General features: G+C 72.9%; 23 protein-coding genes. 13 read left to right on the top strand and 10 right to left on the bottom strand.

Annotated features, from left to right (window positions below; genetic code table 11):
- Nucleotides 1-72: 72 nt before the first annotated feature.
- Genes ACGFNF_RS15350 through ACGFNF_RS15340 form a run of 3 tightly spaced genes read left to right on the top strand, consistent with a single transcriptional unit; the run spans nt 73 to nt 3,736 of the window.
- Nucleotides 73-1,734, top strand: a complete 1,662-nt coding sequence (locus tag ACGFNF_RS15350) for an extracellular solute-binding protein (protein WP_393168381.1) — start codon at nt 73-75, stop codon at nt 1,732-1,734.
- Nucleotides 1,731-2,768 carry an ABC transporter permease gene (locus tag ACGFNF_RS15345; protein ID WP_393168379.1) on the top strand — a complete coding sequence of 346 codons (1,038 nt, stop codon included), beginning with the start codon at nt 1,731-1,733 and terminating at the stop codon, nt 2,766-2,768. Before ACGFNF_RS15350 ends, ACGFNF_RS15345 begins: the two co-directional genes overlap by 4 nt.
- On the top strand, nt 2,765-3,736 hold the full coding sequence (locus tag ACGFNF_RS15340; RefSeq protein ID WP_393168377.1) for a carbohydrate ABC transporter permease: 972 nt from the start codon (nt 2,765-2,767) through the stop codon (nt 3,734-3,736). Before ACGFNF_RS15345 ends, ACGFNF_RS15340 begins: the two co-directional genes overlap by 4 nt.
- A gap of 49 nt (nt 3,737-3,785) precedes the next feature.
- Here the strand turns inward: ACGFNF_RS15340 and ACGFNF_RS15335 are convergent, their stop codons facing one another.
- Nucleotides 3,786-6,125, bottom strand: a complete 2,340-nt coding sequence (locus ACGFNF_RS15335; RefSeq protein ID WP_393168375.1) for a TIM-barrel domain-containing protein — start codon at nt 6,123-6,125, stop codon at nt 3,786-3,788.
- A gap of 161 nt (nt 6,126-6,286) precedes the next feature.
- Here ACGFNF_RS15335 and ACGFNF_RS15330 point away from each other — a divergent pair, with 161 nt between their 5' ends.
- Nucleotides 6,287-8,317, top strand: coding sequence for a beta-galactosidase (locus ACGFNF_RS15330; RefSeq protein WP_393168373.1), 2,031 nt, complete (start codon nt 6,287-6,289; stop codon nt 8,315-8,317).
- A gap of 44 nt (nt 8,318-8,361) precedes the next feature.
- Here the strand turns inward: ACGFNF_RS15330 and ACGFNF_RS15325 are convergent, their stop codons facing one another.
- Nucleotides 8,362-9,012, bottom strand: a complete 651-nt coding sequence (locus ACGFNF_RS15325) for a LysE family translocator (protein ID WP_151453162.1) — start codon at nt 9,010-9,012, stop codon at nt 8,362-8,364.
- Between the two features lie 112 nt (nt 9,013-9,124).
- Here ACGFNF_RS15325 and ACGFNF_RS15320 point away from each other — a divergent pair, with 112 nt between their 5' ends.
- Nucleotides 9,125-9,691, top strand: a complete 567-nt coding sequence (locus ACGFNF_RS15320) for a GNAT family N-acetyltransferase (RefSeq protein ID WP_393168370.1) — start codon at nt 9,125-9,127, stop codon at nt 9,689-9,691.
- 63 nt (nt 9,692-9,754) lie between these two features.
- A complete protein-coding gene (locus ACGFNF_RS15315) occupies nt 9,755-10,225 on the top strand; it encodes a DUF1992 domain-containing protein (RefSeq protein ID WP_393168368.1) in 471 nt (156 codons plus the stop codon).
- A gap of 7 nt (nt 10,226-10,232) precedes the next feature.
- Here the strand turns inward: ACGFNF_RS15315 and ACGFNF_RS15310 are convergent, their stop codons facing one another.
- Entirely contained in the window at nt 10,233-10,808 is a 576-nt protein-coding gene (locus ACGFNF_RS15310) for a maleylpyruvate isomerase N-terminal domain-containing protein (RefSeq protein WP_393168366.1), read from the bottom strand.
- A 324-nt stretch (nt 10,809-11,132) separates the two neighbouring features.
- Between ACGFNF_RS15310 and ACGFNF_RS15305 the strand changes: the two genes are divergently transcribed.
- From ACGFNF_RS15305 to ACGFNF_RS15295, 3 genes are all read left to right on the top strand, one after another.
- Nucleotides 11,133-11,963 (top strand): nitroreductase/quinone reductase family protein, encoded by an 831-nt coding sequence (locus ACGFNF_RS15305; protein WP_393168364.1) that lies wholly within the window; start codon nt 11,133-11,135, stop codon nt 11,961-11,963.
- A gap of 174 nt (nt 11,964-12,137) precedes the next feature.
- Entirely contained in the window at nt 12,138-12,578 is a 441-nt protein-coding gene (locus ACGFNF_RS15300; RefSeq protein WP_393168362.1) for a DUF6194 family protein, read from the top strand.
- A gap of 106 nt (nt 12,579-12,684) precedes the next feature.
- Nucleotides 12,685-13,050, top strand: a complete 366-nt coding sequence (locus ACGFNF_RS15295; protein WP_357579375.1) for a nuclear transport factor 2 family protein — start codon at nt 12,685-12,687, stop codon at nt 13,048-13,050.
- Nucleotides 13,051-13,061: 11 nt separating this feature from the next.
- Here the strand turns inward: ACGFNF_RS15295 and ACGFNF_RS15290 are convergent, their stop codons facing one another.
- The 5 genes from ACGFNF_RS15290 to ACGFNF_RS15270 all read right to left on the bottom strand — a co-directional run bounded on the left by ACGFNF_RS15290 (nt 13,062) and on the right by ACGFNF_RS15270 (nt 17,582).
- A complete protein-coding gene (locus ACGFNF_RS15290; protein WP_393168360.1) occupies nt 13,062-13,901 on the bottom strand; it encodes a M55 family metallopeptidase in 840 nt (279 codons plus the stop codon).
- A 56-nt stretch (nt 13,902-13,957) separates the two neighbouring features.
- Nucleotides 13,958-14,908 (bottom strand): hypothetical protein, encoded by a 951-nt coding sequence (locus ACGFNF_RS15285; RefSeq protein WP_393168358.1) that lies wholly within the window; start codon nt 14,906-14,908, stop codon nt 13,958-13,960.
- A gap of 38 nt (nt 14,909-14,946) precedes the next feature.
- On the bottom strand, nt 14,947-15,198 hold the full coding sequence (locus ACGFNF_RS15280) for a nucleoside triphosphate pyrophosphohydrolase family protein (RefSeq protein ID WP_393168633.1): 252 nt from the start codon (nt 15,196-15,198) through the stop codon (nt 14,947-14,949).
- Nucleotides 15,199-16,085: 887 nt separating this feature from the next.
- The gene (locus ACGFNF_RS15275) at nt 16,086-16,676 is read right to left on the bottom strand and encodes a dihydrofolate reductase family protein (RefSeq protein WP_393168356.1); all 591 of its coding nucleotides are present in this window, start codon (nt 16,674-16,676) and stop codon (nt 16,086-16,088) included.
- A gap of 66 nt (nt 16,677-16,742) precedes the next feature.
- Nucleotides 16,743-17,582: a helix-turn-helix domain-containing protein gene (locus tag ACGFNF_RS15270; RefSeq protein WP_393168354.1), complete on the bottom strand. Its 840-nt coding sequence runs from the start codon at nt 17,580-17,582 to the stop codon at nt 16,743-16,745.
- A 174-nt stretch (nt 17,583-17,756) separates the two neighbouring features.
- On the opposite strand from ACGFNF_RS15270, the gene ACGFNF_RS15265 reads away from it, so the two are divergent.
- Entirely contained in the window at nt 17,757-18,239 is a 483-nt protein-coding gene (locus tag ACGFNF_RS15265) for an NUDIX domain-containing protein (protein ID WP_393168352.1), read from the top strand.
- On the opposite strand, the gene ACGFNF_RS15260 is transcribed toward ACGFNF_RS15265, so the two are convergent.
- Nucleotides 18,217-20,064, bottom strand: a complete 1,848-nt coding sequence (locus ACGFNF_RS15260; RefSeq protein WP_393168350.1) for an ABC transporter ATP-binding protein — start codon at nt 20,062-20,064, stop codon at nt 18,217-18,219. The genes ACGFNF_RS15265 and ACGFNF_RS15260 overlap by 23 nt on opposite strands.
- Before the next feature lie 233 nt (nt 20,065-20,297).
- Here ACGFNF_RS15260 and ACGFNF_RS15255 point away from each other — a divergent pair, with 233 nt between their 5' ends.
- Genes ACGFNF_RS15255 through ACGFNF_RS15245 form a run of 3 tightly spaced genes read left to right on the top strand, consistent with a single transcriptional unit; the run spans nt 20,298 to nt 23,267 of the window.
- On the top strand, nt 20,298-21,506 hold the full coding sequence (locus ACGFNF_RS15255) for an NAD(P)/FAD-dependent oxidoreductase (RefSeq protein WP_393168348.1): 1,209 nt from the start codon (nt 20,298-20,300) through the stop codon (nt 21,504-21,506).
- 47 nt (nt 21,507-21,553) lie between these two features.
- Nucleotides 21,554-22,450 carry an RNA polymerase sigma-70 factor gene (locus ACGFNF_RS15250; protein ID WP_393168346.1) on the top strand — a complete coding sequence of 299 codons (897 nt, stop codon included), beginning with the start codon at nt 21,554-21,556 and terminating at the stop codon, nt 22,448-22,450.
- A 49-nt stretch (nt 22,451-22,499) separates the two neighbouring features.
- Nucleotides 22,500-23,267, top strand: a complete 768-nt coding sequence (locus ACGFNF_RS15245) for an MBL fold metallo-hydrolase (RefSeq protein ID WP_393168344.1) — start codon at nt 22,500-22,502, stop codon at nt 23,265-23,267.
- A gap of 40 nt (nt 23,268-23,307) precedes the next feature.
- On the opposite strand, the gene ACGFNF_RS15240 is transcribed toward ACGFNF_RS15245, so the two are convergent.
- Nucleotides 23,308-24,768, bottom strand: a complete 1,461-nt coding sequence (locus ACGFNF_RS15240) for a hypothetical protein (protein ID WP_393168342.1) — start codon at nt 24,766-24,768, stop codon at nt 23,308-23,310.
- Nucleotides 24,769-24,780: the final 12 nt, after the last annotated feature.

Raw genomic sequence — 24,780 nt, 5'->3', positions numbered from 1 at the left:
AGAACCCCAACTAATTCTAGCCGGACACGAACGGTCCGCGAAACCGTTATCCGATGACGAAGGGAGTGCGCCGTGAAGCCGTCCCTGCCGGGCGTATCCACCGACCGACGGTCCCTGCTGCGCCTGCTCGGCCTGGGCGCCGCCACGACGATGGGCGGCGCCACCCTGGCCGGTTGCAGCAAGGAGGCCGGGAGCAAGGGCAGCGCCACGAAGGGCGACGCCATCCGGTCGGTGCTGCCCACCCACAAGCCGGCCGACCTGCTCAAGCCCGACATCGTCGGGGAAGGGCCGATCCCCGACGGCTACCTCAGCTACCCCCGCAGCCTGGTCGACGCCGTCACCGAGCAGCCCGGCCGGGGCGGCCCGCCGATCCGCAGCATGAGCCCGTGGTGGGGGCCCACCCCGCCGACACTGGGCCGCAACTCCTACCTGGCGGCGGTCAACGCCAAGCTGGGCGTGGACCTGGACCCGAGCCTGCAGGACGGCACGACCTACGCCGACAAGCTCAACGCGATGCTCGGCGCCCGCGACGTGCCCGACCTGCTCATGGTCCCCAACTGGGAGGTCGACAAGGTCGCCCGGTTCTCCGACGCAGTCAAGGCGCTGTTCGAGGACCTCACCGACCACCTCAAGGGCGACAACGCCGCGAAGTACCCGTACCTCGCCGCACTGCCCACCGGCGCGTGGGAGTACTCGGTCTGGGCCGGCCGGCTCTACGCCGTGCCGTATCCCACCGACGGGGTGTTCGCGTGGGCGTTGTTCCACCGCAAGGACCTGCTCGACAAGGCCGGGCTGACCGCGCCCACCTCGCCGGAGGAGCTGCACGAGCTGGGCCGGAAGCTCACCGACCCGGGCAAGGGAGTGTGGGCCTTCGGCAGCGTCTTCGACATGGTGCAGCAGTTCTTCGGCTGCCAGCAGATCTGGCGCAAGAAGCCCGATGGCGGCCTGGAGCACAAGTTCGAGAACCCGGCATTCCGTGCGGCCCTGGAGTTCACCGCGAAGCTCTTCGCCGACGGGCTGGTGCACCCCGACACGGTGGCCAGCAAGGGTGCCGACGAGAAGCAGCTCTTCAAGGCCGGCAAGATCGTGATGTTCCAGGACGGGCTCGGCGCGTGGCAGGGCCTGCAGGGCGAACAGTCGAAGATCCTGCCGAGCTTCGACATGCAGCCGCTGCCGGTGTTCGGCGTGGCCGGCGCCCAGCCGGTCATCTGGGGCAGCGAGAAGCCGATCTTCTACACCTTCCTCAAGAAGGGCGCCGGCGCGGAGCGGGTCGATGAGCTGCTACGGGTGCTCAACTGGTCCGCCGCGCCGTTCGGCAGCCGCGAGTTCGAGCTGCGCGAGTACGGCGTGGAGGGCAAGCACTTCACCCGGGGCCCCGACGGCAGTCCGCTGCCCACCGACCTCGGCCGCAAGGAGTTGGGCGGCCAGTACAACTTCTGCCGGGTGCCGGTGAAGGTGAAGAGCAGCGACACGCCGAACTACGTCCAGCAGTTCCTGGACCACTGCAAGAAGGACATCCGCCTGCTGGAGAAGGACCTGTTCGCCGGGATCAAGCTGGAGCTGCCGGCCAACTGGTCGAAGATCATCCAGCCGACGGACGACAAGATCCGCGACATCCTGCGCGGCCGTCGCCCGATCAGCGACCTCGACCAGGTGACGAAGGAGTTCCTCGCCTCCGGCGGTGAGGAGGGGCGCGCGTTCCACGAGAAGGCGCTCGCCGACAACGGCCGATGAGCGGCCCGGGCACCGCCGGCGCGGTCGACGCGCCGGCGGACCCCCGCCCGACCCGGCCCGGCCGCCGGGGCCGGGCCGCCGGTCGTACGCCGCCCGTCCGGCCCCGGCGTACCCTGCGGGACCGGCTGCGCCGGGACTGGCCGCTGCTGGCCATGACGGCGCCCGCCGCGTGCCTGTTGCTGGTCTTCCACTACGTGCCGACACTAGGCAACGTCATCGCCTTCCAGGACTACAACCCGTTCGTCGGCGACGACCCCCTCGAGGCGTTCCTCTACAGCGAGTGGATCGGCTTCGGCAACTTCGAGGCGCTCTTCGGCGACCCGCTGTTCTGGGACGCGGTGCGCAACACCCTGACCATCACCGCGTTCCAGCTCGTCTTCTTCTTTCCGCTGCCGATCATGTTGGCGATCCTGCTCAACAGCCTGGTCTCCGGGCGGGTGCGGGGCTTCGTGCAGAGCGTCGTCTACCTGCCGCACTTCTTCAGCTGGGTGCTGGTGGTCACGTTCTTCGTGCAGATGCTCGGCGGCGCGGGCCTGCTGGCCCAGGAGATGCGCGAGGCCGGCATGCAGCCCTGGGACGTGATGACCAACCCGGACACCTTCATCGTCCTGGTCACCGCCGAGTCGGTGTGGAAGGACGTCGGCTGGGGCGCGATCGTGTTCCTGGCCGCGCTGTCCGCGATCGACCCCAACCTGTACGAGGCGGCGGCGGCCGACGGGGCCGGCCGGTGGCGGCGGCTGTGGCACATCACCCTGCCGGGCCTGCGCCCGGTGATCGTGCTGCTGCTCATCATGCGGCTGGGCGACGCGCTGTCGGTCGGCTTCGAGCAGTTCATCCTGCAACGCGAGGCGGTCGGTCGGGAGGCCGCCGAGGTGCTGGACACGTTCGTCTACTACCAGGCCATCAGCACCCAGCAGTGGGGCCTCGGCGCCGCCGCCGGGCTGTTCAAGGCCGTGGTCGGGCTGGTGCTCATCCTCACCGCGAACAAGGTGGCGCACCGGCTCGGCGAGCAGGGGGTGTACGCGAAGTCATGACCGCGCAGCTCAGTGGCGCCGGCCCGGTGCCGGCACGCCCGACCCTCGACCCGCCGCCCCGGCGGCGGAACTCCCGACGCCCCGCCTGGGAGGAACCGCCCTCGCCGTTGGGCACGGTGGCCAAGGGGGCGGTGCTCACGCTGCTCGTCGCGGCCGTGCTCGTGCCCATGTGGGCGGTGCTGGTGACAAGCCTCGCCTCGCGCAGCACGATCGACGAGGCCGGCGGGATGGTGATGGTGCCCCGCGAGCTCGACCCGTCGGCGTACATCACCATCTTCAGCGGCGGGCAGATCACCCAGGCCGTGTGGATCAGCACGCTGGTCACCGTCCTCGGCACGACCGTGAGCCTGGTGCTCACCGTCCTCGCCGCGTACGGGCTGTCCCGGCCCGGGTCGGTGGGGCACCGGGGCTTGCTCTTCTTCTTCCTGCTGACCTTCCTGATCTTCCCCGGCCTGGTGCCCAGCTACCTCGTGGTCACCGGCCTGGGGCTCAAGGACAGCATCTGGTCGCTGATCCTGCCCAGCGCGATCAGCGTGTTCAATCTGGTGGTGATCCGGGCGTTCTTCATGAACGTCCCCGGTGAGCTGCTCGACAGCGCCCGCATCGACGGCGCGGGGGAGTTCCGCATCCTGTGGCGCATCGTGCTGCCGCTGTCCAGGGCGGTGATCGCCGTCGTCGGTCTCTTCTACGCCGTCGGCTACTGGAACGCCTACTTCAACGCGGTGCTCTACATCGACGACAACGACAAGTTCCCGATCCAGCGGGTGTTGCAGAGCTACATCCTCGCCGGGCAGTCGCCGAACGTGTCCGGGGCCGCGGTGAGCCTGCCGGGCATCAGCGCGTACCCGCCGACCCTGGCGGTGAAGATGGCGGTGGTGATGGTGACCGTCGTGCCGGCGGTGATCGTCTACCCGTTCGTGCAGCGGCACTTCACCAAGGGCGTCATCACCGGCGCGGTGAAGGGCTGACCGGGCCTGAGCGGCGCCCGACCCCTGACGGGTCGGGCGCCGCTCGCCGTCACTCCGGGTCGGGGAACCACCCGTCGAAGGGCGCCGGGGTGACCGGCTCGCCGTTTAGCAGCAGCCGGGCCGGCAGGTCCGCGCCGACGACGCTGACGTGCGTCACCCGCAGCGGACCGTCGGTGTCCACGCGCAGGGTGTCTCCGTCGCGTACGGCCGCCACGGCCGTGTCGCCGTCGACGTCGTGCAGCACCGTGCGGGCGTCGACCCCGCCCCAGCTCACCAGGGTCACGTCGCGGAACGGCCCGTCGCCCACCGTGTCGCCCGGCGCGACCACCGGCACGAGCGCGCCGTGGCGGACGTAGAGCGGCAGCCGGTGCGGCGGCACGTGCACCCGCAGGTGCCGCCCGCCGGCGTGCCGCTCGCCGGTGGCGGCGTCGACCCAGTCGTCGCCCACGGGCAGGTAGACGTCGCGCCGCCCGGACGGATCCGTGACGGGGGCGACCAGCAGGTCGGTGCCGAGGCGGTACTGCAGGTCCGTGGTCCACGCGGTCGGGTCGTCGGGGGTGTCCACCAGCAGCGCGCGCATCATCGGCGCCCCGTCGGCGGCCGAGCGCACCGCCGCCGACCACAGGTACGGCATCAGCCGGTAGCGCAGCCGCAGGGCGGCCACCGCGTCGCGTTCGGTCTCGGCCGGGAAGTCCCACGGCAGCCGGCTGGTGGTGCCGTGCAGGCGGACCAGCGGCGACAGCGCGCCGAACTGGCTCCACCGGACGTACAGCTCGGGCGTCGGGGTGCCGTGGAAGCCGCCGGTGTCGTGACTCCAGAACGGCACGCCGGACAGCCCGTGCGACAGCCCGCCACGCAGGGTGCTGGCCAGCCCCGGCCAGGTGGCGTTGACGTCGCCGCTCCACTGGGCGCTGTGCCGCTGCCCGCCCAGGTACGACGAGCGCGCCCACACCGTGCGGTGCCCGGTCACCTCCTCGGTCACCCGCGCGACCACGTCGTTGAACAGCAGCGCGTACACGTTGTGCAGCTCGACGCCCGTCATCCCGTTGTGGGCGACGGCGTCGACGGGCACGCCCTCGGCGAAGTCGGTCTTGAACACCGCCACGCCCTGCTCCAGCAGGGGCCGCAGCAGCCCGGTGAACCACTCGACGGCCGCCGGGTTGGTGAGGTCCACGATGGCGCTCGCCGGGTGGCTGCCGTGCCAGACGTCGGCGACGTACGGGCTGCCGTCGGCGCGGCGCAGGAAGTAGCCGGCCTCGGCCGCCGCCGCGTAGAGCGGGCTGTCGGTCATCAGGTACGGGTTCATCCAGAGGCAGACCCGGAATCCCTGCCCCGCGAGGGTCCGCAGCATCTGCGTCGGGTCGGGGAAGGCCTCGGCGTCCCACTGCAGGTCCGACCAGCGGCCGGCGACCTGCCAGTAGCAGTCCAGGTGCAGCACGTCGCAGGGGATGCCGCGCTCGCGCAGCAGGCGGGCGCGCTCCAGCACCCGCTCCTGCGAGTCGGGGAAGAAGCCGGAGGAGACCCAGGCGCCGAACGCCCACTTCGGCGGCAGGTAAGGACGGCCGGTGAGCCGGTCGAAGCGGTCGAGCACCTCGGCCGGGGTCGGGCCGGCCAGCACGTAGTAGTCGAGCAGGTCGTCGGGGACCAGGAGCTGCACGCTGCTGTGGGTGGACTGGCAGACGTCGAACTGCACCGGCAGCCCGCTGTCGACCAGCACCCCGTAGCCCCGGTCCGACAGGTAGAACGGCACGTTCTTGTGGGAGCGGTCCGACTCGCCGCCGAAGGCGTCGAAGTTCCACATCAACGGCCGCTGCCCGCGCTTGTCCAGCGGGGTGAACTTCTCGCCGAAGCCGACGAAGCGTTCGTCGCCGGGCGCCACGAAGCTCTCGTGCCAGGCGACGGGCGCGCCGTCGACGGTGGAGCGGCCGAACGGCAGGGTGCGCCGCCGGCCGCTGATGTCGCGGGTGCCCGGGTCCTGCTCCAGCAGGACCCGCCCGTCCGGGCCGAGGAAGCGCAGGTGCCACGGGTCCAGCCGGATCTCGGCGACCACGGTGCCGGCGTCGACCCGGACGCGGGCCTCGTCGACGGTGACGGTGGCGGGGTGGGTGCCGGGGTGCACCAGGGACAGCGCCCGCGCGGAGCGGCTGCGGGCCTGCGGATCGTCGGACAGGCGTACCCGGATCACCCCCTCACCAGCGGCGTCGACGCGCACCACCATGCTCGCGCCGTCGGAGAGGGCGGCCTTGAACGTCACCCCGTGCGCGTCGGTCGCGACGACCTCGGCCCGACCGACGACGGCGGCCGCGTCCTCGCCGGGGCCGCGCACCGGCAGGTCGGGTGGATCGGCCACGAAGGTCTCGTACGGGACCAACGGCGGTCGGTAGGGCATCGGCGTCTCCTCCAGGATGGTTCCGGCGGTCCCGCCAGTTTCTTTGGCTTCTCAACTAACTGTCAACGTCAACCTGCACCGGATCGGCGGATCATCGGCGTTGACAGGCGCAAACCCCGTCAATATTTTGGACGCCTCCTCAACAAAATTGGCGGTGGGCGATGTGGGGTGACGGTGTGGGGCTGCGCTACGGCGGCGACTACAACCCCGAACAGTGGCCGGTCGAGGTGTGGCGCGAGGACGTCGCCCTCATGCGCCGCGCCCGGGTCAACCTGGTCACCGTCGGCGTGTTCGCCTGGTCGCGACTCGAACCGGAGCCCGGCCGGTACACCTTCGACTGGCTGGACCAGATGCTGGCCCTGCTGCACGACAACGGCATCTCCGTCGCCCTGGCCACCCCGACCGCGTCGCCCCCGCCCTGGTTCTCGCTGGCCCACCCCGACGCCCTGCCGGTGACCGCCGACGGCGTACGCCTGCACCACGGCAGCCGGGACACCTACTGCGCCGCCGCGCCCGCCTACCGGGCCGCCGCCCGGCGCATCGCCGCCGCCCTCGCCGACCGCTACGCCCACCACCCGGCCCTCGCGCTGTGGCACGTGCACAACGAGTACGGCACCACCTGCCACTGCCCGCACACCGCCCGGGCGTTCCGGCGCTGGCTGGCCGACCGGCACGGCGACCTCGACGCGCTCAACGCCGCCTGGGCCACCAGCTTCTGGAGCCAGCACTACACCGACTGGGCGCAGGTCGACACGCCCCGCGCCACGCAGTACCTGGCCAACCCGGGGCACCTGCTGGACTTCCGCCGCTTCTGGTCGGACACCCTGCTCGCCGCGTACGCCGAGCAGCGCGACCTGCTGCGCGCGGCCAACCCGGCGGTCCCGGTCACCACCAACTTCGTCCTCGGCGACTGGGTGCCCGTCGACCACGCCCGCTGGGCCGCCGAGGTGGACCTGGTGGCGATCGACCACTACCCGGACGCCACCGACGGCGGCGCCGAGGAGCAGACCGCCCTCGCCGCCGACCTGGCCCGGGGCTGGGCGCGGCACGGCGCCGGTCGGCGCACCGGCGACGTCGGAGGCCCGGCGCGGTGGCTGCTGATGGAGAGCGCCCCCAACCAGATCCACAGCGGCGGGCGGATGCACGCCAAGGAGCCCGGCCGGATGGCCCGGCACAGCCTCTCCCACGTCGCGCGCGGCTCACGGGGGGCGATGTTCTTCCAGTGGCGGGCCCCGGCCGGCGGGGCGGAACGCTTCCACTCCGCGCTGGTGCCGCACGCCGGCCCCGACACCCGCGTGTTCCGGGAGGCCGTCGACCTCGGCGCGGCCCTGGAGCGAATCTCGGAGGTCGACGACGGCACCGTCGACGCCGCCGTCGCGATCGCCTGGGACGCCGCCAGCGGCTGGGCCCTGGGCCACCCGGGGATGCCGTCGCCGCGGCTGAACCACCGCGACGAGGTGTCGGCGGCGCACCGGGCGCTGTGGGGCGCCGGCTTCGGCACCGACATCGTGCTGCCCGGCGACCGGCTCGACGGGTACCGGTTGCTGGTGCTGCCCGCCCTCTACCTGGCCTCCGACGCCACCGCCGACTGGGTGGGCGGGTACGTCGACGGCGGCGGTCATCTGCTGGTGACGTGGCTCAGCGGGGTCGCCGACGAGCACGCCCGCGTCCGGCTCGGCGGTCACCCCGGGGCGTTCCGCGACGTGCTGGGCGTACGGGTCGAGGAGTTCCATCCCCTCGCCGACGGCGAGACGGTGCCCCTGTCCGACGCCGGGACCGGTCGCCTCTGGGCCGAGACGGTACGCCTCGCCGGCGCGGAGCCGGTGGCCTCGTACGCGGGTGGCCCGCTCGCGGGGCTGCCGGCGGTCACCCGCCACCGCAGCGGCGCCGGCACGGCCTGGTACGTGTCCACCCGACCCGACGACGCCACCTACCGTCGACTGGTGACGGAGGCCGCGCGGGCGGCCGGCGCGACACCCGTCTGCCCGGCGGCGCCGGCCGGGGTCGAGGCGGTCCGCCGACGCGCCGCCGGGGCGAGCTGGCTGTTCCTGCTCAACCACACCGACCGGCCGCAGCGGGTGCCGGCGGCCGGGGTCGACCTGCTCACCGGCGCGACGGCCGCCACGGAGGTGCACCTGCCCGCCGGGGGCACGGCCGTGCTCCGGGAGACCGCCGCCGTCCGCCCGGCGTAGCGCTCTGTCGGGGTGGGCTCGCTGGTCAGGGGTGGGTCTCGGGGTCAGGGCATGGCGACGGCGGCGCGGGACCGGTCGGCGGCGATCCGCACCGCCAGCCCCGCCAGCACCGTGCCCATCACGAGTCGCTGCACCCGCAGCCACAGCGGCCGGCGGGCGAAGAACCCGGCGAGCGCGCCGGCACTGAGCACGATCAGCGCGTTCACCGTCAGCGCCACCGCGATCTGGGTCAGCCCCAGCAGCAGGCTCTGCGCCGCCACGTGGCCACGGGCCGGGTCGATGAACTGCGGCAGCAGCGACACGTAGAGGATCGCGATCTTGGGGTTCAGCAGGTTGGTGACCAGGCCCATGGTGAACAGCCGCCGGGCCGGGTCCGGCGGCAGCGGCGCCGGGGCGAACGGCGACTGCCCGCCCGGTCGCAGCGCCTGCCAGGCCAGCCACAGCAGGTACGCCGCGCCGGCCAGCTTGACCGCCGTGTACAGGGCGGGCACCAGCACGAACACCGTGGCGATGCCGGCGACCGCAGCGGCCAGGTAGATGCCGAAACCGGCGGCGACGCCCAGCAGCGACACCAGCCCCGCCCGCCGGCCCTGCGTCACCGACCGGGACACCAGATAGACCATGTTCGGCCCGGGGGTCAACACCATCCCCAGCGCCACCAGCGCGATGCCCACCAGTGCACCCGTACCGACCATGGTTCCCCCCGTTGCCGATGCTCGCGCCGACCCTACGCCGTACGCCGCCGACCGGTGTGCCCGCGTGCCGCGCGCCCCCCACGCTCGACACGGCGACCGGCACACTGGGCCGATGCTGCACGCCCCCGCCACCCCGACCCTGCCGGAGCTCCTGCTGCGTCCCTGGCGCGACGACGACGCCGACGCCCTGATCGCCGCGTACCGCGACCCGGTGCTGCTGCGCTGGACCCGGGCGCCGGTGACCACGACCGCCGAGGCGCGCCGGTTCCTGGCCGCGGCACACCGGGACTGGGACGACGGCCACCGCTTCTGCTTCGCCGTGCTGGAGCCGCACCCGGTCGGCGAGACCCTGGTGGCGCAGGTGGTCCTCAAGAACGTCACCGAAGGCGGCGAGGACGCCGAGGTCGGCTACTGGACCGCCGCGCCCGCGCGGGGCAGGGGCGTCGCCCCGCACGCCCTGAGCGCGGTCACCGACTGGGCGTTCGCCCGGTTCGCCGGCCTGCGGCGGTTGGACCTGCTGCACCAGATCGACAACCCCGCGTCCTGTCGCGTCGCGGTGAAGGCCGGCTACGTGTTCCAGGAGGTGCTGCCGGCCCGTCCGCCGTTCCCCCGCGACGGCCACCGGCACGCCCGCTGGGCCCGGTCGGACCGGGAATGCCCGGCCGGGGCGGGGCGCTGACGTCTTCCGTCGGCCCCCACGGGGCGGCCGCGCTACCGTGAGGTCCGGGGGAGGTGTCGGCAGGTGGACAGCTGGGAAGCGACGGTCGAGGCGCGCATCCGCGCGGCGCAGGAGCAGGGGGAGTTCGACGACCTGCCGGGCATGGGCAAGCCGATCCCCGGTCGCGGCCAGCCGTACGACGAGTCGTGGTGGATCAAGAGCTTCCTGGAGCGGGAGAAGCTCCCCACCGACCTGCTGCTGCCGACGCCACTGCAACTGCGCCGCCGCATCGAACAGGTGCCCGACGAGGTGCGGGACCTGCCGACCGAGGAGTCCGTGCGCGCGTTCGTCGCCGACCTCAACGCCCAGATCCTCTCCTGGCTGCGTACGCCCACCGGGCCCCGGGTCGCGGTGCGCCCGGTCAACGCCGACGAGGTGGTCCGCCGCTGGCGGGCCGAGCGGAAGGCCCGCACCGCCGCGATCCCGGCCCCGCCACCGGCGGCCGCGCCGCGCCGGCGGGGCTGGCGACCGCCCTGGCGCCGCCGGGTGGCGTAGCCCCCGCTCAGTCCACCGCCGCCCGCCACGACCAGGACGTGCGCCGGGGGCGGCCGGGCAGTTCACCACGGCCGGTCAGCCACCGCAGCACCTGCGGCGCGGGCCCGGCGGGCGCGTCCGGGAAGAGCCGCCGCAGCACGGCGGCGCTCAGTGGTTGCGGCGGCTGCCAGGACACCCCGAGGCCGCGGGCGATGTCGTCGGTGTGCAGCAGCGTCTCCGCCACCCCCATCGCCGCGAAGCCCGCCGGATCGCAGGGCCCGTAGTGCCAGGCCCGCGCCTCCGGCGGGGCGGCGTCGACGGCCGCCCGCAGCAGGCCGCCGCAGGCGACGACGACCCGTAGCACCTCGGCCGGGCCGGCGGCGGGGGAGACGGCCAGGTCGAACGGCAGGTAGCCGTCGTCGGGTCGCCCGCTGACCTGGCCGGCGTACGCCAGCAGGTCGTGCGCGACGTGCGCGGCGGTGGTCCAGCAGCTCCAGGCCAGCCCGCCGGCCGGCACGCCCCAGTCCCGCCCGGTGTGCGGGCCGAGGACGGCGGCCATCTCGGTCACGGCGCGGTCCACGTCGACGCCGGTCAGCTCGGGCATCTGCCGACCGTGTCACCGCGCCCTCGCTGCCGCAACCGGATGACGCTTGCCAGCCGTCGTCACCCGCACTACGGTCGGATCCGTGACTGCCGGGTCGGCCATGGGCCACGAGCGGACAGGGCACCCGGCCGTCAGGTGAGCCGGGGGCGGGCCCGTGGCCCGCCGTCCCCGCGATTGCCGGTGTCGACGCCACGTCCACCGCAGCGCGCTTCCCACCGTCCACGCCGGGTCGTCCGCCGGCGTATCCGCATCCTCGCCGCCACCGGTCGCCGGGCGGGCGATCCATCGTGGCCGCACATCCCTGCCCGAGCAGAGAGCAGAGCATTGCCCAACGACTTCAACCAGCAGATCATCGACGAGTTCCGCGCCAACCACGGCCGGGTCGGGGGTCCCTTCGACGGGGCCCGGCTGATCCTGCTCACCACCACCGGGGCCCGTTCCGGCGCCCCGCACACCACCCCCGTCGGCTACCTGCCCGACACCGAACGCATCCTCGTCATCGCCTCGGCCGGGGGCGGCCCGAGGCACCCGGACTGGTACCACAACCTCCTCGCCGACCCGCTCGCCACCGTCGAGGACGGGGTCTTCACCTACCAGGCCCGCGCGGTCGTGCTGACCGGCGCCGAACGCGACGAGATCTTCGCCCGGGCCGTGGAGGCCGACCCCGGTTGGGCCGCGTACCAGGCGAAGACGGCGCGGGTCATTCCCGTGGTGGCGTTGCACCAGGTGGCGGGCGGGCCGCCGGAGGCGGCGTCCTGGGGCGCGGCGCTCAAACTCGTCCACGACGCGTTCCGTCGGGAGCTGGCGCTGATCCGCGACGAGGTCGCCCGTTCGGGCCCGGGACTGGGCGCGCAGCTGCGGGTGAACTGCCTGACCTTCTGCCACGGCCTGCACCACCATCACCGCAACGAGGACGACGGCATGTTCGCCGGCCTGGAGGGGCAACGGCCGGACCTCGCCCCGGCGCTGGCCCGGCTGCGCGAGGAGCACGGTCGCATCGCGGCCCTCGTCGCACGCCTCCAGCAGGTCGTCGGCGACCCCGACGCCGACCCCGACGAGGCCCGCCGGGAGGTCGAGCGTCTCAGCACCGAGCTGGAGGCCCATCTGACGTACGAGGAGGAGCAGCTCATTCCCGTCCTCGACGGCACCGGCTGACGGCAGGCGACTCCGCCCCGCGACCGGCCCCGGTCGCGGGGCGGAGTCCGCTCCGCTCGTCGTGGGTTGCCATGCGTACGACCGGGATTGTGCCCGGATTTGAGGGTTCACCGCCTACGAGCGGCCGAAAACCGGCGTAAGCCTCAACAAGCATTTCAATGGAAAACTTGAGGCATGGACGTTGGTGACATGAAGCGGTACATCCGCGAGACCTTCGACGGGGTGGACGCCCTGGAGGCGAACGGGGACACCTTCTACATCTACGACCCCGGCCGGGACCTGCCCGCCGAGCGACAGCTGCCCTTCGCGACGATCGTGACCGGCGACCACTACGACGACGCCTCCGACCTGGGCAGGCCCGGTGCGTGGCGGCTCAACGTCGGGCTGACCCGCTCGGCGTACGGGGCGCTGTTTCCGCAGGGGCACGGACCGCACGTCGACCACACGGCGCCGGACACCGTGCTGCCGCATCCGGTCTACGCCCCGCAGCACTGGGTGTGTGTCGTGAACCCCGGCGAGGCGAGCGTGGACACGGTGCGGCAGCTGCTGGCCGAGGCGTACGACTTCGCGGCCCGCAAGCACGCCAACCACCGGTCCCGGCGGGGCTCGTCCTGAGATTCGTGGTGGCCGGCGCGTCCCGCGCACCGGCCGTCACACCCCGGGGTTAGTTTCGGCAGGTCTGCCGTCGGGCAGGCTCGCCGAGACGAGGGGACACCGCGCGATGTCGCGTAACACGCAGACCGTCGAGACCTACCTGGACGGCTTCCGGAAGAACGACCACGCGCAGATCCTGTCCTGCCTCACCGACGACATCGAGTGGACCGTGTTCGGCGCCTTCCACCTGAAGGGCAAGGAGGCCTACGACGCCGCGATCGAGGGGCCGGGCTTCGTGCCGCCGCCCCGGTTGGAGGTCGTCCGCATGGTGGAGCAGGGCGACACCGTGATGGCGGAGCTGGTCGGCTCGGTGCGGCGCGACACCGGCGAGGAGATGCGCATGTCGATGGCGGAGGTGTTCGTCATGCGCGACGGCAAGATCGCCGAGCGCCGCGCGTGGGTCATCGAGCTGAAGGAGAACGACCACCGCTGACGGGCGAGAGGTCAGCCGGGCTTGATCTGGCCGAGTTGCACGAGCAGCTGCACCCCCCGGTACACCTCGACCATGTCCTGGCCGGTGAACGTCACCGTACGCGCGCCGGGAGCGCGGGCGAAGCCAGGCACCAGCGTCGCCTGGTCCACGGTCGTCGGGCTGTACAGGTCGACCTCGACGTCGACGGGCCCGGCGAGGGTCAGCGGCGGCACCTCGGCGCGCCGTGCCACCGCCGTGGCGGCTGCCCGCCGAAGGCGCTCCTGGGCCTCACCGGGGTGCAGCGTCACCGCCGCCGCCTGGCCCAGCGCGCACTTCACCTCGACGGTCACCGCGTCGGGGACCAGGTCGCGCAGCTCGGCGCACGCGACGTCGTCGCCGCTGAGCAGCACCACGGGCACGCCGAAGTGCCCCGCGACGGCGGTGTTGAGGCCGATCTCGCCCGCCGGCCGCCCGTTGAGGCGTACGTCGAGCACCGCGTCGCTCATGGTGTGGGCCAGCACCGCCGGCCCCGCACCGGCGCGCGCGTGGTACCCGACGAGCAGCAGCGCGTCGGCGCCCATCTCGAGCCCGGCGACCATGCTCAGGGGTCGGGGCCTGCCGCGGACGAGTCGCGCCCGACGGTCGAGTTCCTCGGGCAGGAGGTTGCGGAAGGGCCCGTGCGCGTCCGCCACCAGCACGTCCGCGTCAGGCTCCGCGTCGAGCACACCAAGGATTGCCGCGTTCACCTCGGCCGTCATCAGCCTGCGCGAGCGCTCGTAGTCGTAGCCACCCGGGTTTGTCTCCGTCGGGTGGACGATTCCGGAGATTCCCTCCATGTCGGCCGAGATCAGCACCGTGGGTTCCGTCGTCATCGCCTCACCGTACCGACGCCGATCGGGCCGCAGGGGGCACCGCGAGCGCGCTGCGGTCAGCTCTGCTGGTAGTTCACCGCCGCGACGCCGCAAGGCGCGTGCAGGTGCAGGTAGTAGGCGCCCTCGCCGAAGTCCACGTCGGCTCCGCCGACCAGGCCGAGATAGTCCATCGGCTGCCGGCAGGCGGGGCAGTCGACGTGCTCGGCGTCCTGGATCCAGTCGGGATGGCCGCCCAGGGTGGAGCCGCCTTCGTGCCACGCGCTGGCCTCGAACGGCGTGGCCCGGCGGGGGCCGACGGCGGGAAGCACGGCCGGCGGGTCCTCCGGCTCGGTGGTGGCCGGCGCCCAGTCCGGGCGGCTGTTGCCCGTCCACCAGACGGCGTCGCCGTCGGTCGTGACCTGGCAGTACAGCGTGGTGTAGCAGGCGCACAGGTGGCAGGTCACGATCCTCAACCGGCCGGCCCAGCCGGTGTGGGCCAGGGCCTCGCCCACCTCGGCGGTGTCGGTGTCGAGGTCGGCGATGGTCCACAGCGGGGAGGCGCACCACGGACAGGTGGGGTCGCCGGCGGGCCGTGGCACCTCGTTCATGACCAATCGGTACGCCGAGGGTGCGCACAGCTCGCGGCGACTGCCGTCGGGAGCAACCGTCCAACCGGCCTGGTGGGCGTAGGCCAGCGCCCCGACGTGCAGTTTGTCGGCACCGGCCGGCGGCCGCTCCTGCCATCGCCGCAGGGCCTGCTCGGCGTGCGGGTCGCCGGTGTGCGCGAGGATGAGCAGCAGATGGTTGAGCCGGAGGGGGGACTGGCCGGCGTCGATGTCGTCGACGATCCGGCGGACCACGTCTCCGGTCGCGCCGCGATACAAGGTCGGCGGCCACAGTACCCCCGCGTCGAGCAGCTGACTCAGGTGTCCGGCGAGGCGTGCCGGCTCGCCGGCGGCGATCTCGCTCAGTTCCTCGAGCGCGGCGTCGTCGCCGGTTCCGGCCGCCCGGACCAGTTTTTCGATCATGGCAGCATGGTAGCCAGGCGGTCCGTCAGCCTCAGGGCTCAGCGGTTGTCGTCGCTGCCGCCCAGCACGCCACGGCCCTGGCGGCTGGCCAGCTTGGCCAGGTTGGCGGTCGCGATGTCGTTCAACGACAGATCGAGGTAGTCGGCGAGCACCGCCACGTACCAGAGGACGTCACCGAGTTCCTTGGCGATGTCGGCCCGGTCGATGCGCGACTCGTCGCTGTCGAGGTCCCGCACCCACTTCTTGAACTTCTCGGCGACCTCGCCGGACTCGCCGACCAGTCCGAGCACCAAGTGGAGCAGTTCGTTCTTCTTGTCGCGCCGGGGCGGCTGTACGGAGGGCTCCGCGCTGGTACTCGTCCAGGTCCATGGCGGACCAGTATGGACGAGCCCCTCCCACTCGCCCAGCCGCCTCTCCCGACGACGGTGCGAAGGCTGCCTCAGCCCACCCGAGACGAGACGGGCACCCCTCGGACCAATTATCGGATTACCGGTAACGATAAAGCGAGAATCAGTCGCCACGAAGGCCGCAAATCGGTCGCACATCATAATCACTGTTATGCGCTGCGCGATGGCGCGAGCCCGGGCCGGGCCACTGTCCGGTCCCTGCGACCCGCTGTCGTCGCGGTTGAAGGGCAGGCACCGGCGGATGCTCCGACCGGGCCGACACACGCCCGCCGCAGCGATTGAAGAACAGCCGGGGTGTCGGCACCGGGCGAGGAGGCGCGGTCGGCGCGCTACTCGGTGATAGAGGTCCCGCCGGTTCCGGGGCCACACTGCGGGGCGTAGCGGGTCAGTTCCAGCCGGTCCCGGAGGCCGAGCTTCGCGCGTGCAGGGTGCGTTTCTGCTGTCGGGCGTCCAGGGTGCGGGGCGCGGGCTGGGGGGCGTCGTCGCGGCGGTCGACGGCAGCGGGGCGCGCTCCAGCGCCGCGGCGTAGGCGGCGTCGATCGTGGTGAACGCCTCGGCACCGCTTGGCACCACGCTCAGGCCAAGTCCGTTCGGGGGTCGGCCACGATACGACGGAAACCGGCGACCAGTGATCTTGAGTTGAACGTGCCGCAGGTGAGGTGCCGGGGCGGATCGGCGTCGGCTGCCCGACCAGGAACGGCGATGGGCAGACGCGGCCGGAGGCCCGATCTTGTCTCACCGTTCGCAGTGGGCTTCTTCGCGTACCCCACTCAGATCGAGCTACGGCGCACCCGGTAGCGCAGGTGCAGCACCCGGTTGCCCTGGATCGTCACGTCAGGATCCTCCAACAGGTGCTGCGCGTGGACCGACCCGAAGTAGCGCTTGCCGGACCCGAACACGACGGGTACGACGTCCATGCGCACCTCGTCGACCAGGCCCGCGGCAAGCACCTGGCCACCGACGTCGCCGGCGGCGACCTCGACCATGCGGTCCCCCGCAAGCTCCTGCGCCTTGGCCACGGCTGCCTCGACGCCGTCGACGAAGTGGAACGGCGCCTCGGGGTCCCAGCTCTCGGGCTCCGGCCGGTGCGTCACGACGACCACGTGGTCGACCCCGCCCGGAGGCTTGCCGTCCCAGCCGTCCGTCAGGTCGAAGACGTGGCGGCCGACGATGGTTGCCCCGATCTGGTCCCAGTACGCCCGGGTGTAGTCGTAGGACGTCTGCGACACCTTCAGCTCGCCGCTGGAGTCCAACGGCACGTCACCGCTGGACAACCAGTCGAACAGCGGTCCGGGCTGGTCGTTGTCGTCCGCGACGAAGCCGTCCACCGACACCGAGCTGTACATGACCACCTTGCCCATGGGGCGCTCCTCTGCTGTGGGATGCCCCCATGTTGGCGTGTCATGGGCTGTCGCTCTTGTAAGAAATCAATCGGTTGGCAGTGGCCAGCTGTCCAGCACGTGGCCGGGATGCTCGCGCAGGAACTGCCGTCGCACTTCGACGTACCGGGTCGGCGTGAGCCCGGTGAACGCCCGGAACTCGTGGCCGAAGTGGGCCTGGTCGAAGTAGCCCGCGCGACCGGCGAGGTCGCCCCAGTCGACCGGTTCGGCGGGGTTCATCGAGAACACGGTGGCGGCGAAGCGGTAGGTGCGGGCCAGCCGCTTCGGCGTGACGCCGATGAGCTCCTTGAACCGCTGTGCCAGATGAGTGCTGCTGACGCCGGCTGCCACTCTCAGGTCGCCGATCGCCACCGCCCCGCTGGTGGCCGCGATGACGCTGCTCGTATGGCGGACCAGTCCCAGGCCGGCCATCTCGCACAGCCGTCGCGTCAGCTCCTCCTCGAGCAGCGTCAGCATCTCGTGCGGCCCGTCCGCCGTGGCCAGCCGCTCCCGCAGCTCAGCAGTGGCGGGCCGGCCCCAGACCTGCTCCACCGTCACCGGCCGGTCACACAGCTCGGCCGCGGGCATCGGCAGGAACGGCGCCAGCCCCCACGGCTTGAAGTGCACGCCGACGGACCGGGTCCGGAGTGGGTAGCCGAACTCGAAGGCGCGGGTGGGCATGGTGACCACGCAGCCGTCGGCGTACTCGGCCGGCTCGATGTCGGTGCCGGCGCGGATGCGGAACGGCGCGCCGAGGTTGACGATGAACAACGCCGCCGGCATCGGCGGCAGCGTCAGCCGGGCGTACGGCGACGCACCCTCCAGGTAGTAAAGGTCGTCGATCAGCCCGTCCAGCGGCGGTCGCGGCACTCTGGACACGTACTCCACGCCCACAGCATCGCCGATCCGCCGGCATCGTGCGCCGGGATGGTCCAGCCGCGCTGCCGCCGGAACGGGCGAGCGTCCGGCGTGCCGTTCCACGCGACTACCCTGGCGGTGCCGTGCCTGACCTGCGGGCATCGGATGGCGAGCGGTCGGTTGTCGGGTTCGGAGGGGGAGCAAGTGGTCGCGCAACGGCTGCGGGTCGCCGCGTACGGCGTGTGTCTGCGGAACGAACACCTCCTCCTTGCCCGGTACGTGTCGCCCGACGGGTCCCAGCGACACTGGACGCTGCCCGGTGGGAAGGTCGAGCACGCCGAGGATCCGTTCGACGCGGTCGTCCGGGAGGTGGCTGAGGAGACGGGCTACGAGGTTCAGGTCGAGCAGTTGCTCGGGGTGGACTCGCGGGCGCGGTACGTCGAGTGGGGCGGCCCCGACGGCGCGGAGCTGCACAGCGTGGGCGTCTTCTACCGCGTACGCGTCACCGGCGGTGAGCTTCGTGCCGAGACGGACGGTTCGACCGACCTGGCGCGGTGGATTCCGCTGACGCGGGTGGGCGCCCTGGACCGGTCCGTCGTCATCGACGTCGGGCTCGAGTTGCACCGTCGTGCGCCGCTCACCGGGCACGTGGAGCCGATCCAGGTCACGGGACCGCTGCGGCACTGACCGCGGCCGTGCCGAGGAAGCCGCCGGACTGCCGCGACCACAGGTCCGCGTAGAGCCCGCCGCGCTCCAGCAGTTCGGCGTGGGTGCCCTGCTCGGCGATGCGGCCGGCGTCGAGGACCACGATCCGGTCCATCCGGGCGATGGTGGAGAGCCGGTGGGCGATCGCGATCACCGTACGGCCGGTCATCACCTCGCTGAGCGTGTCGTGGATGGCGGCCTCCGCCTCGGAGTCGAGCGCGGACGTGGCCTCGTCCAGGACCAGGATCGGCGCGTCCCGGTAGAACGCGCGGGCCAGCGCGATCCGCTGCCGCTGGCCACCGGACAGGCGTACGCCCCGTTCGCCGACATGCGCGTCCAGGCCGGTCCGACCGTCCGCGTCCCTCAGCGTGGCGACGAACCGGTCGGCGGACGCCCGGCGTAGCGCTGCCTCGACCCGTGCGTCGTCGGCGTCGGGGCCGGCGATGTTCTCCCGGACCGAGCGGTGCAGCAGGGTGGCCTCCTGGGCGACCATGGCGATCTGGCCGCGCAGGCTCTCCTGCGTCACGTCCGTGATGTCGGTGCCGTCGATCATGATCGTGCCGGACTCCGCGTCGTGGAACCGCAGCAGCAGCCCGACCAGCGTGGACTTGCCCGCACCCGACCTGCCGACGATGCCGACGCGCTCACCGGCGGCGACGTCGAGGCTGAGCCGGTCGAGCCCGCCCTCGCCGCGGCCGTAGTGGTGGCTGACCTGCGCGAAGGTGATGGCACCACCGCGTACCCGCAGATGGGTCGCCTGGGGTTTGTCCGCGACCGCGAGCGGTTGCGCGACGGTCCGTAGGGCCCGCCGGAGCGCGCCGACCGACCCGAACAGCGACGACACGGCGTCCAGGAGCCACTCCGCCATCGCGGTGATCCGGAAGCTGAGCGCCAGCGCGGCCGCGACGAGACCCAGGGGCGCGGCATCGGTACGCCAGAGCACGATCCCGTATCCGACCAGTCCGACGAGCAGCGCGCTGCTGAGCGCCATCATGGTGCCGTTGATCGTCACCTCGACCCGCTGCAGGTCCAGGTGTGCGCGCCTGGACAGCGCGAACACCCGACGGTCGTGCGCGGTGCGGGTCTCCTGGCCGCCGAGCAACGCGAGCGTGTCGACGTTGCCGTACGAGTCGACGAGCAGGCCGGTCAGCGCGGACTCCGCGTCCTGCAGGCGCTCCGACGCGCGCCGGTAGCGCGGCACGATCCACCGCATGAGCAGCGCGTACGCCAGGATCCAGGCCCCCAGTGGGAGCAGCAGGCGCACGTCGATCGTGGACATCAGCCACACCGAGCCGGCGATGTAGGCGATCACGAACACCAGCGTGTGCACGACCGAGTACGCGGCGGTGCTGGCGGCATCCCCACCGTCGCGTACCAGGGTGGCGATGCGTCCGGCGAGGTCGGCGCGGAACCAGCCGACGGACTGCCGGGACACGTGCCGGTGCGCCCGCCAGCGGGCGAGCGGGCGGGCGTTGGCGCGGAACGCGATGTCGTCCAGCGCCTCGCCGATGACGTGGATCAGCGGCCTGACCAGCAGCACGAACACGGCGACGGTGAGCAACCCGGTGCCGTGGTCGGCCCAGAGCCGGTCCGGGCTCGCGGCGGCGAGCGTGTCGACGAGGCGTCCGGCGTACCCGATGAGCCACACCTCGATCGCGGCCGCCAGGACGGTGGTGGCGACGGCCGCCGTGACGACCGGTCGTAGCGGTCGCAACTCCTCCAGGAGGAACCGCCGGGCGCCGGCGGCCGGGGTGCGGTCGTCGCCGGTCGGGAAGGGATCAACAGGGTTTTCGAACAGACCGAACACGAAGTGCCTTTCCGGCGGTGGAGACGGACAGGGAACCGGGGAAACCGCCGGACGTCCTCATGATCGATCTCCGCTTCGTGTCGGGTGGGTGTCCTCGCGAGGCTAGGCGACATGGCGGCGCGCCGCCTTCCTTTTTCGCGCCGGGGCCCGGGCAGTGATCTGGCCCACGCATGTCACAACGGTCGGTCACGCGGTGTCTTGAGACCGAAGGCCCAGGAAACGGAGGAGACACCATGAACGGGAACACCGATGTGATCGTGATCGGCGGCGGGTACGCGGGCGTCATGGCGGCCAATCGCCTGACCCGGCGCGACGACGTGACAGTGACCCTGATCAACCCGCGGCCGACCTTCGTCGAGCGGATCCGCCTGCACCAGTTGGTGGGTGGGACCGACGACGCGGTCGTCGACTACCGGGACGTCCTGGCCGGGCGCGTGCGGCTGGTCGTCGACAGCGTGACCCGGATCGACGCTGCGGATCGCCGCGTGACGCTGGCGACGGGCGGCACGGTCGGCTACGACTACCTGGTCTACGCGGTGGGCAGCGCCAGCGCCGCCCCGGACGTGCCCGGGGCGGCCGAGTTCGCCTACCCGGTGGCGAGCCTGGAGGAGGCCCAGCGGTTGCGGCCCGTCCTCGCCGCCGCCCCCGCCGGGGCCCCGGTGACGGTGATCGGCGGGGGCCCGACCGGCATCGAGACCGCCGCCGAGCTGGCGGAGGCGGGGCGCGCCGTGACCCTGGTCTGCGGTGAGGTGCTCGGTCCGTACCTGCATCCGCGGGTTCGGCGCTCGGTGGCCGCGAGGCTCGCCCGGCTCGGGGTGACCGTGCTCGACGGCCCCGACGCGACGGTGACGGCCGTCGCCGGCGATGCCGTGCGGCTCGGCGGCGGTCGCCGGCTGCCGAGCGCGGTGACCATCTGGACCGCCGGGTTCGGCGTGCCGGACCTGGCCGGCCGCAGCGGGCTGAGCACCGACGCGTCGGGCCGGCTGGTCACGGACGAGACGCTGACGAGCGTGGACGACGTACGCATCGTCGCGGCCGGGGACTCGGCGGCGCCGTCGGACCTGCCGTTCCGGATGAGTTGCCAGGCCGCGATGCAGCTCGGCCCGCAGGCCGCCGAGACGGTGCTCAGCCGGCTCGCGGGTGAGCAGCCCGCGCCGGTCCACGTGGGGTTCGCCGGCCAGTGCGTCAGCCTGGGGCGTCGCGCCGGCCTCTTCCAGTTCTCCCGCCGGAACGACACCGCGGTGCGACTGCACCTCGGCGGCCGCCCGGCCGCGAAGCTCAAGGAACTCGTCTGCAGGAGCATCATCTGGCAGTTGGCGTACGAGGCACGCAGACCCGGTTCGCTCGCCCTGCGGATCAAGGACGACACGCGCCAGCAGTTGCTGCGGGCCAGGCGCGTCGAGGCGACGGCCACCGCCGCACGGGCGGCCCGGCCGTCATGAGAGCCCTCGACCACCGGGGGCCGGCCGCGAAGGAGCGCAGGGGGGACATGAGCGACCACGGCACCGACGCGGCGACGGAGACCTTCGTCGCCCACCGCAACCTGCTCTTCACCGTCGCGTACGAGATGCTCGGATCGGCGGCCGACGCCGAGGACGTCCTGCAGGAGACCTGGCTGCGGTGGGTCAGGGTCGACATGGACCAGGTACGCGACCCGCGCGCCTACCTGGTGCGGATCACGACCCGGCAGTCGCTCAACCGGCTGCGCGCGATGAAACGCCGCAGGGAGGCGTACGTCGGCCCGTGGCTGCCCGAGCCGCTGCTCACCGCGCCGGACGTGGCCCTGGACGTCGAGCTCGCCGAGAGCGTGTCGATGGCGTTGATGCTCGTCCTGGAGACGCTGTCGCCGACCGAGCGCGCCGTGTTCGTGCTGCGGGAGGCGTTCGAGGTCGGCTACGACGAGATCGCCGCCGCCGTCGGCAGGAGCCCTGCGGCCGTCCGGCAGATCGCGCACCGCGCCCGCGAGCATGTCGACGCCCGCCGCCCCCGTCGGGTGGTCTCCCCGAGCGAGGCCCGGGCGGCGCTGGAGTCGTTCCGACACGCGATCGAGACCAGGGACCTGCGGGGCCTGCTCGACGTGCTCGCCCCCGAGGTCGTCCTGGTCAGCGACGGCGGCGGCGTCATGCAGGCCGCGTTGCGGCCGGTCACGGGCGCGCAGAAGGTGGCCCGGATGTTCCTCGGTGGTCTGGCCAAGCTCGACGGCGTGCTCACCGGCGGGCCGACCGTGGTCAACGGCAACCCGGCACTGCTCGTGCGCCTCGATGGCGAGATCGACGGCGTGCTGGCGCTGCGTGTCGAGGACGCACGGATCACCGGCCTCTACTACGTCCGCAACCCGGAGAAGCTGACCCGCATCGGGTCGGCGACCCCGCTCACCCTCCGATGAACGGTCGATTACGGTTCCTCACGGCAGCCATCCCCGACCGTGAGGAACCGTGGTGACCGACACCAGCACGACGACCGTCCCCGTCCGCGTCTTCGGCGGCCCGACCGCCCTCATCGAGTACGGCGGGCTCAGGTTCCTGACCGACCCGACCTTCGACGCCCCCGGCGACTACCCGCTGGGTCCCGGCATGGTCCTGACCAAGACGGCCCCCGCCGCCGCCGGCGCAGCCGACCTCGGCCCCGTCGACGCGGTGCTGCTCTCCCACGACCAGCACCCCGACAACCTCGACCACGCCGGTCGAGCCCTGCTGGCCGACGTCGCCCTGACCGTGACGACTCCCAGCGGCGCGGGTCGCCTCGGCGGCACCGCCCGGGGCCTGGCGCCCTGGGAGTCCGTCGAGCTGGAGCGCCCCGGCGGGGGCACCGTGACCGTGACGGGCGTGCCCGCCCGGCACGGTCCGGCGGGCTGCGAGCCACTCACCGGCGAGGTCGTCGGGTTCGTCCTGACCGCCGCCGACCTGCCCACGGTCTACGTCAGCGGCGACAACGCCTCGCTGGACCTGGTCCGGCAGATCGCCGAACGCTTCGGGCCGGTCGACACCGCCGTGCTGTTCGCCGGGGCCGTGCGTACCCCCATGTTCGACGGCGCGCTGCTCACCCTCGACAGCGCCCAGGCCGCCGAGGCCGCCCGCATCCTGGGCGCGCGGCGGGTCGTGCCGGTGCACGTGGACAGCTGGGCCCACTTCACCGAGGGGCGCGACGACGTGGTCGCCGCGTTCACCCGGGCCGACCTGGCCGACCGTCTCCAGCTCAGCTGAGCTGAGCGGCCGGCGCGGAGCCGGCGGCGGTCGGGGCAGGTCAGGTCCGTGCGCCGCCGAGTCCGAGCAGGACGGCGAGGCCCAGGGCGCTGCGCGGGGCGTACGGCACCCGCCACAGTCCGCCGTGCGCGGCGCCGTACGCCTCGTCCTGCCACGGGTGCGGCAGGGCCGGACCGCCCGTACGCAGGTGGTGCACCAGGAGCGCGGCCATCAGCGTGTTGCTGGTGGCCGGGTCGAACACCTCGATGCCGAAGCGGTGCGCACCGGCGTACGCGGCGGCCAGCGCCCGGTTGCGCAGCACCGAGCGGGTGCGGGTGGGCGGGGCGACGGTGAACGACACGGTCGCCCCGGCGTCGCGGGCGACCGTCGCCCGCCACCGTTGCAGGCGTTTGGCCAGCGCGTAGTTGGGGCCCTGCTGGGGGACGAGGCTGTCGTTGACGCCCGGGTCGACGCCCGGCGGGTAGTTGCGGTGCAGGAGCCTGCCGCCGGAGGCGACCCGCAACGAGCGGCGGACGACGCCGCGCGCCGCGTAGCCGCGTTCGGCGTGGCGCACCGCGTCGCCGGGGACGGCGAAGACGTCGGTGGGGGTGGCCAGGAACGCGAGCGCCACGTCGTCGCGGCGGTCCTGCAACCGGAGGGTGAGGGCGTCGACCGCCGTGGCGACCCGGACGTTGGTCGCGCCGTCGGCGTAGACGTAGTTGCCCAGCACGAGCCGGCCGTCGACGCCGAGCAGCCAGTCGGCCACCTGCGGAAGGTTGTGCAGCAGGTCGGCGCCGGCCCGGGCGGCCAACGCGCCGTCGTCGGGGTCGGTGCCGGCGGGGACGGGTAGGTGCAGCCGGCCGCCGCTGCGGCGCGTCGTGTCCAGCAGGCGCCGCCAGATCTCCGGGCGCGGCAGGTCGACCGCGACGACGTCGCCGCCCCAGCGCAGCACGGACGGCAGCGGGCCCATCTCCGCGCCCGCGCCGAGCACCACGATGCGCTGGTCGCGCAGGTCGAGCCAGTCCGGGTTGGCCATGACGGCGCGTACCGCCTCGGCGCAGGAGGGCTCGACGACGCCGGCGGTCACCCACGCGTCGAGCCGGCGGCGCAGCTCGTCGCCGCGCAGCCGCCGGCCCCGGTACGGCAGGGAGAATTCGCGGTCGACCTCGCCGGTGCCGGCGACCGTCGCCGTGTGCAGCGGCTCGGCCCCGGTGGGCGTGTCGAACACCTCGCCGAGGCCGGTCTCGGTGCCGTCGGCGTGGACCACGGCCATCCGGCGGTGCAGCGAGGCGAGCCCGTCGCGGGCGATCGTCACCGCGGCCTCGCGGGAGAGCAGTCCGGCCTCGACGAGCCGCCGGAAGTGCCCGAGGTAACCGTGGCGCCAGTTGGTCTCGTGTTCCGCCGAGCGCGCGCCGACCGGATCGACGGCGCGCAGGGCGTCGGCGACGACCGCCCGCCCGAGCGCGGACGTACTGCGTCCCGCATCGGTCTTCGGGAACACCACCCCGGTCGGACCCTCCACGCGTAACCGCCC

The sequence above is a fragment of the Micromonospora sp. NPDC048868 genome (assembly GCF_043198195.1).
In the GTDB taxonomy this organism is placed as follows: Bacteria; Actinomycetota; Actinomycetes; order Mycobacteriales; family Micromonosporaceae; genus Micromonospora; species Micromonospora reichwaldensis.
This window is presented reverse-complemented; position numbering and strand designations above follow the sequence as displayed.

Coding starts and splice junctions, on each gene's coding strand:
- ACGFNF_RS15320 (WP_393168370.1), top strand. CDS start 9,125: ATGCTGCACGCCCCCGCCACCCCGACCCTGCCGGAGCTCCTGCTGCGT.
- ACGFNF_RS15340 (WP_393168377.1), top strand. CDS start 2,765: ATGACCGCGCAGCTCAGTGGCGCCGGCCCGGTGCCGGCACGCCCGACC.
- ACGFNF_RS15325 (WP_151453162.1), bottom strand. CDS start 9,012: ATGGTCGGTACGGGTGCACTGGTGGGCATCGCGCTGGTGGCGCTGGGG.
- ACGFNF_RS15255 (WP_393168348.1), top strand. CDS start 20,298: ATGAACGGGAACACCGATGTGATCGTGATCGGCGGCGGGTACGCGGGC.
- ACGFNF_RS15275 (WP_393168356.1), bottom strand. CDS start 16,676: ATGGGCAAGGTGGTCATGTACAGCTCGGTGTCGGTGGACGGCTTCGTC.
- ACGFNF_RS15335 (WP_393168375.1), bottom strand. CDS start 6,125: ATGCCCTACCGACCGCCGTTGGTCCCGTACGAGACCTTCGTGGCCGAT.
- ACGFNF_RS15310 (WP_393168366.1), bottom strand. CDS start 10,808: ATGCCCGAGCTGACCGGCGTCGACGTGGACCGCGCCGTGACCGAGATG.
- ACGFNF_RS15345 (WP_393168379.1), top strand. CDS start 1,731: ATGAGCGGCCCGGGCACCGCCGGCGCGGTCGACGCGCCGGCGGACCCC.
- ACGFNF_RS15300 (WP_393168362.1), top strand. CDS start 12,138: ATGGACGTTGGTGACATGAAGCGGTACATCCGCGAGACCTTCGACGGG.
- ACGFNF_RS15285 (WP_393168358.1), bottom strand. CDS start 14,908: ATGATCGAAAAACTGGTCCGGGCGGCCGGAACCGGCGACGACGCCGCG.
- ACGFNF_RS15330 (WP_393168373.1), top strand. CDS start 6,287: ATGTGGGGTGACGGTGTGGGGCTGCGCTACGGCGGCGACTACAACCCC.
- ACGFNF_RS15295 (WP_357579375.1), top strand. CDS start 12,685: ATGTCGCGTAACACGCAGACCGTCGAGACCTACCTGGACGGCTTCCGG.
- ACGFNF_RS15290 (WP_393168360.1), bottom strand. CDS start 13,901: ATGACGACGGAACCCACGGTGCTGATCTCGGCCGACATGGAGGGAATC.
- ACGFNF_RS15250 (WP_393168346.1), top strand. CDS start 21,554: ATGAGCGACCACGGCACCGACGCGGCGACGGAGACCTTCGTCGCCCAC.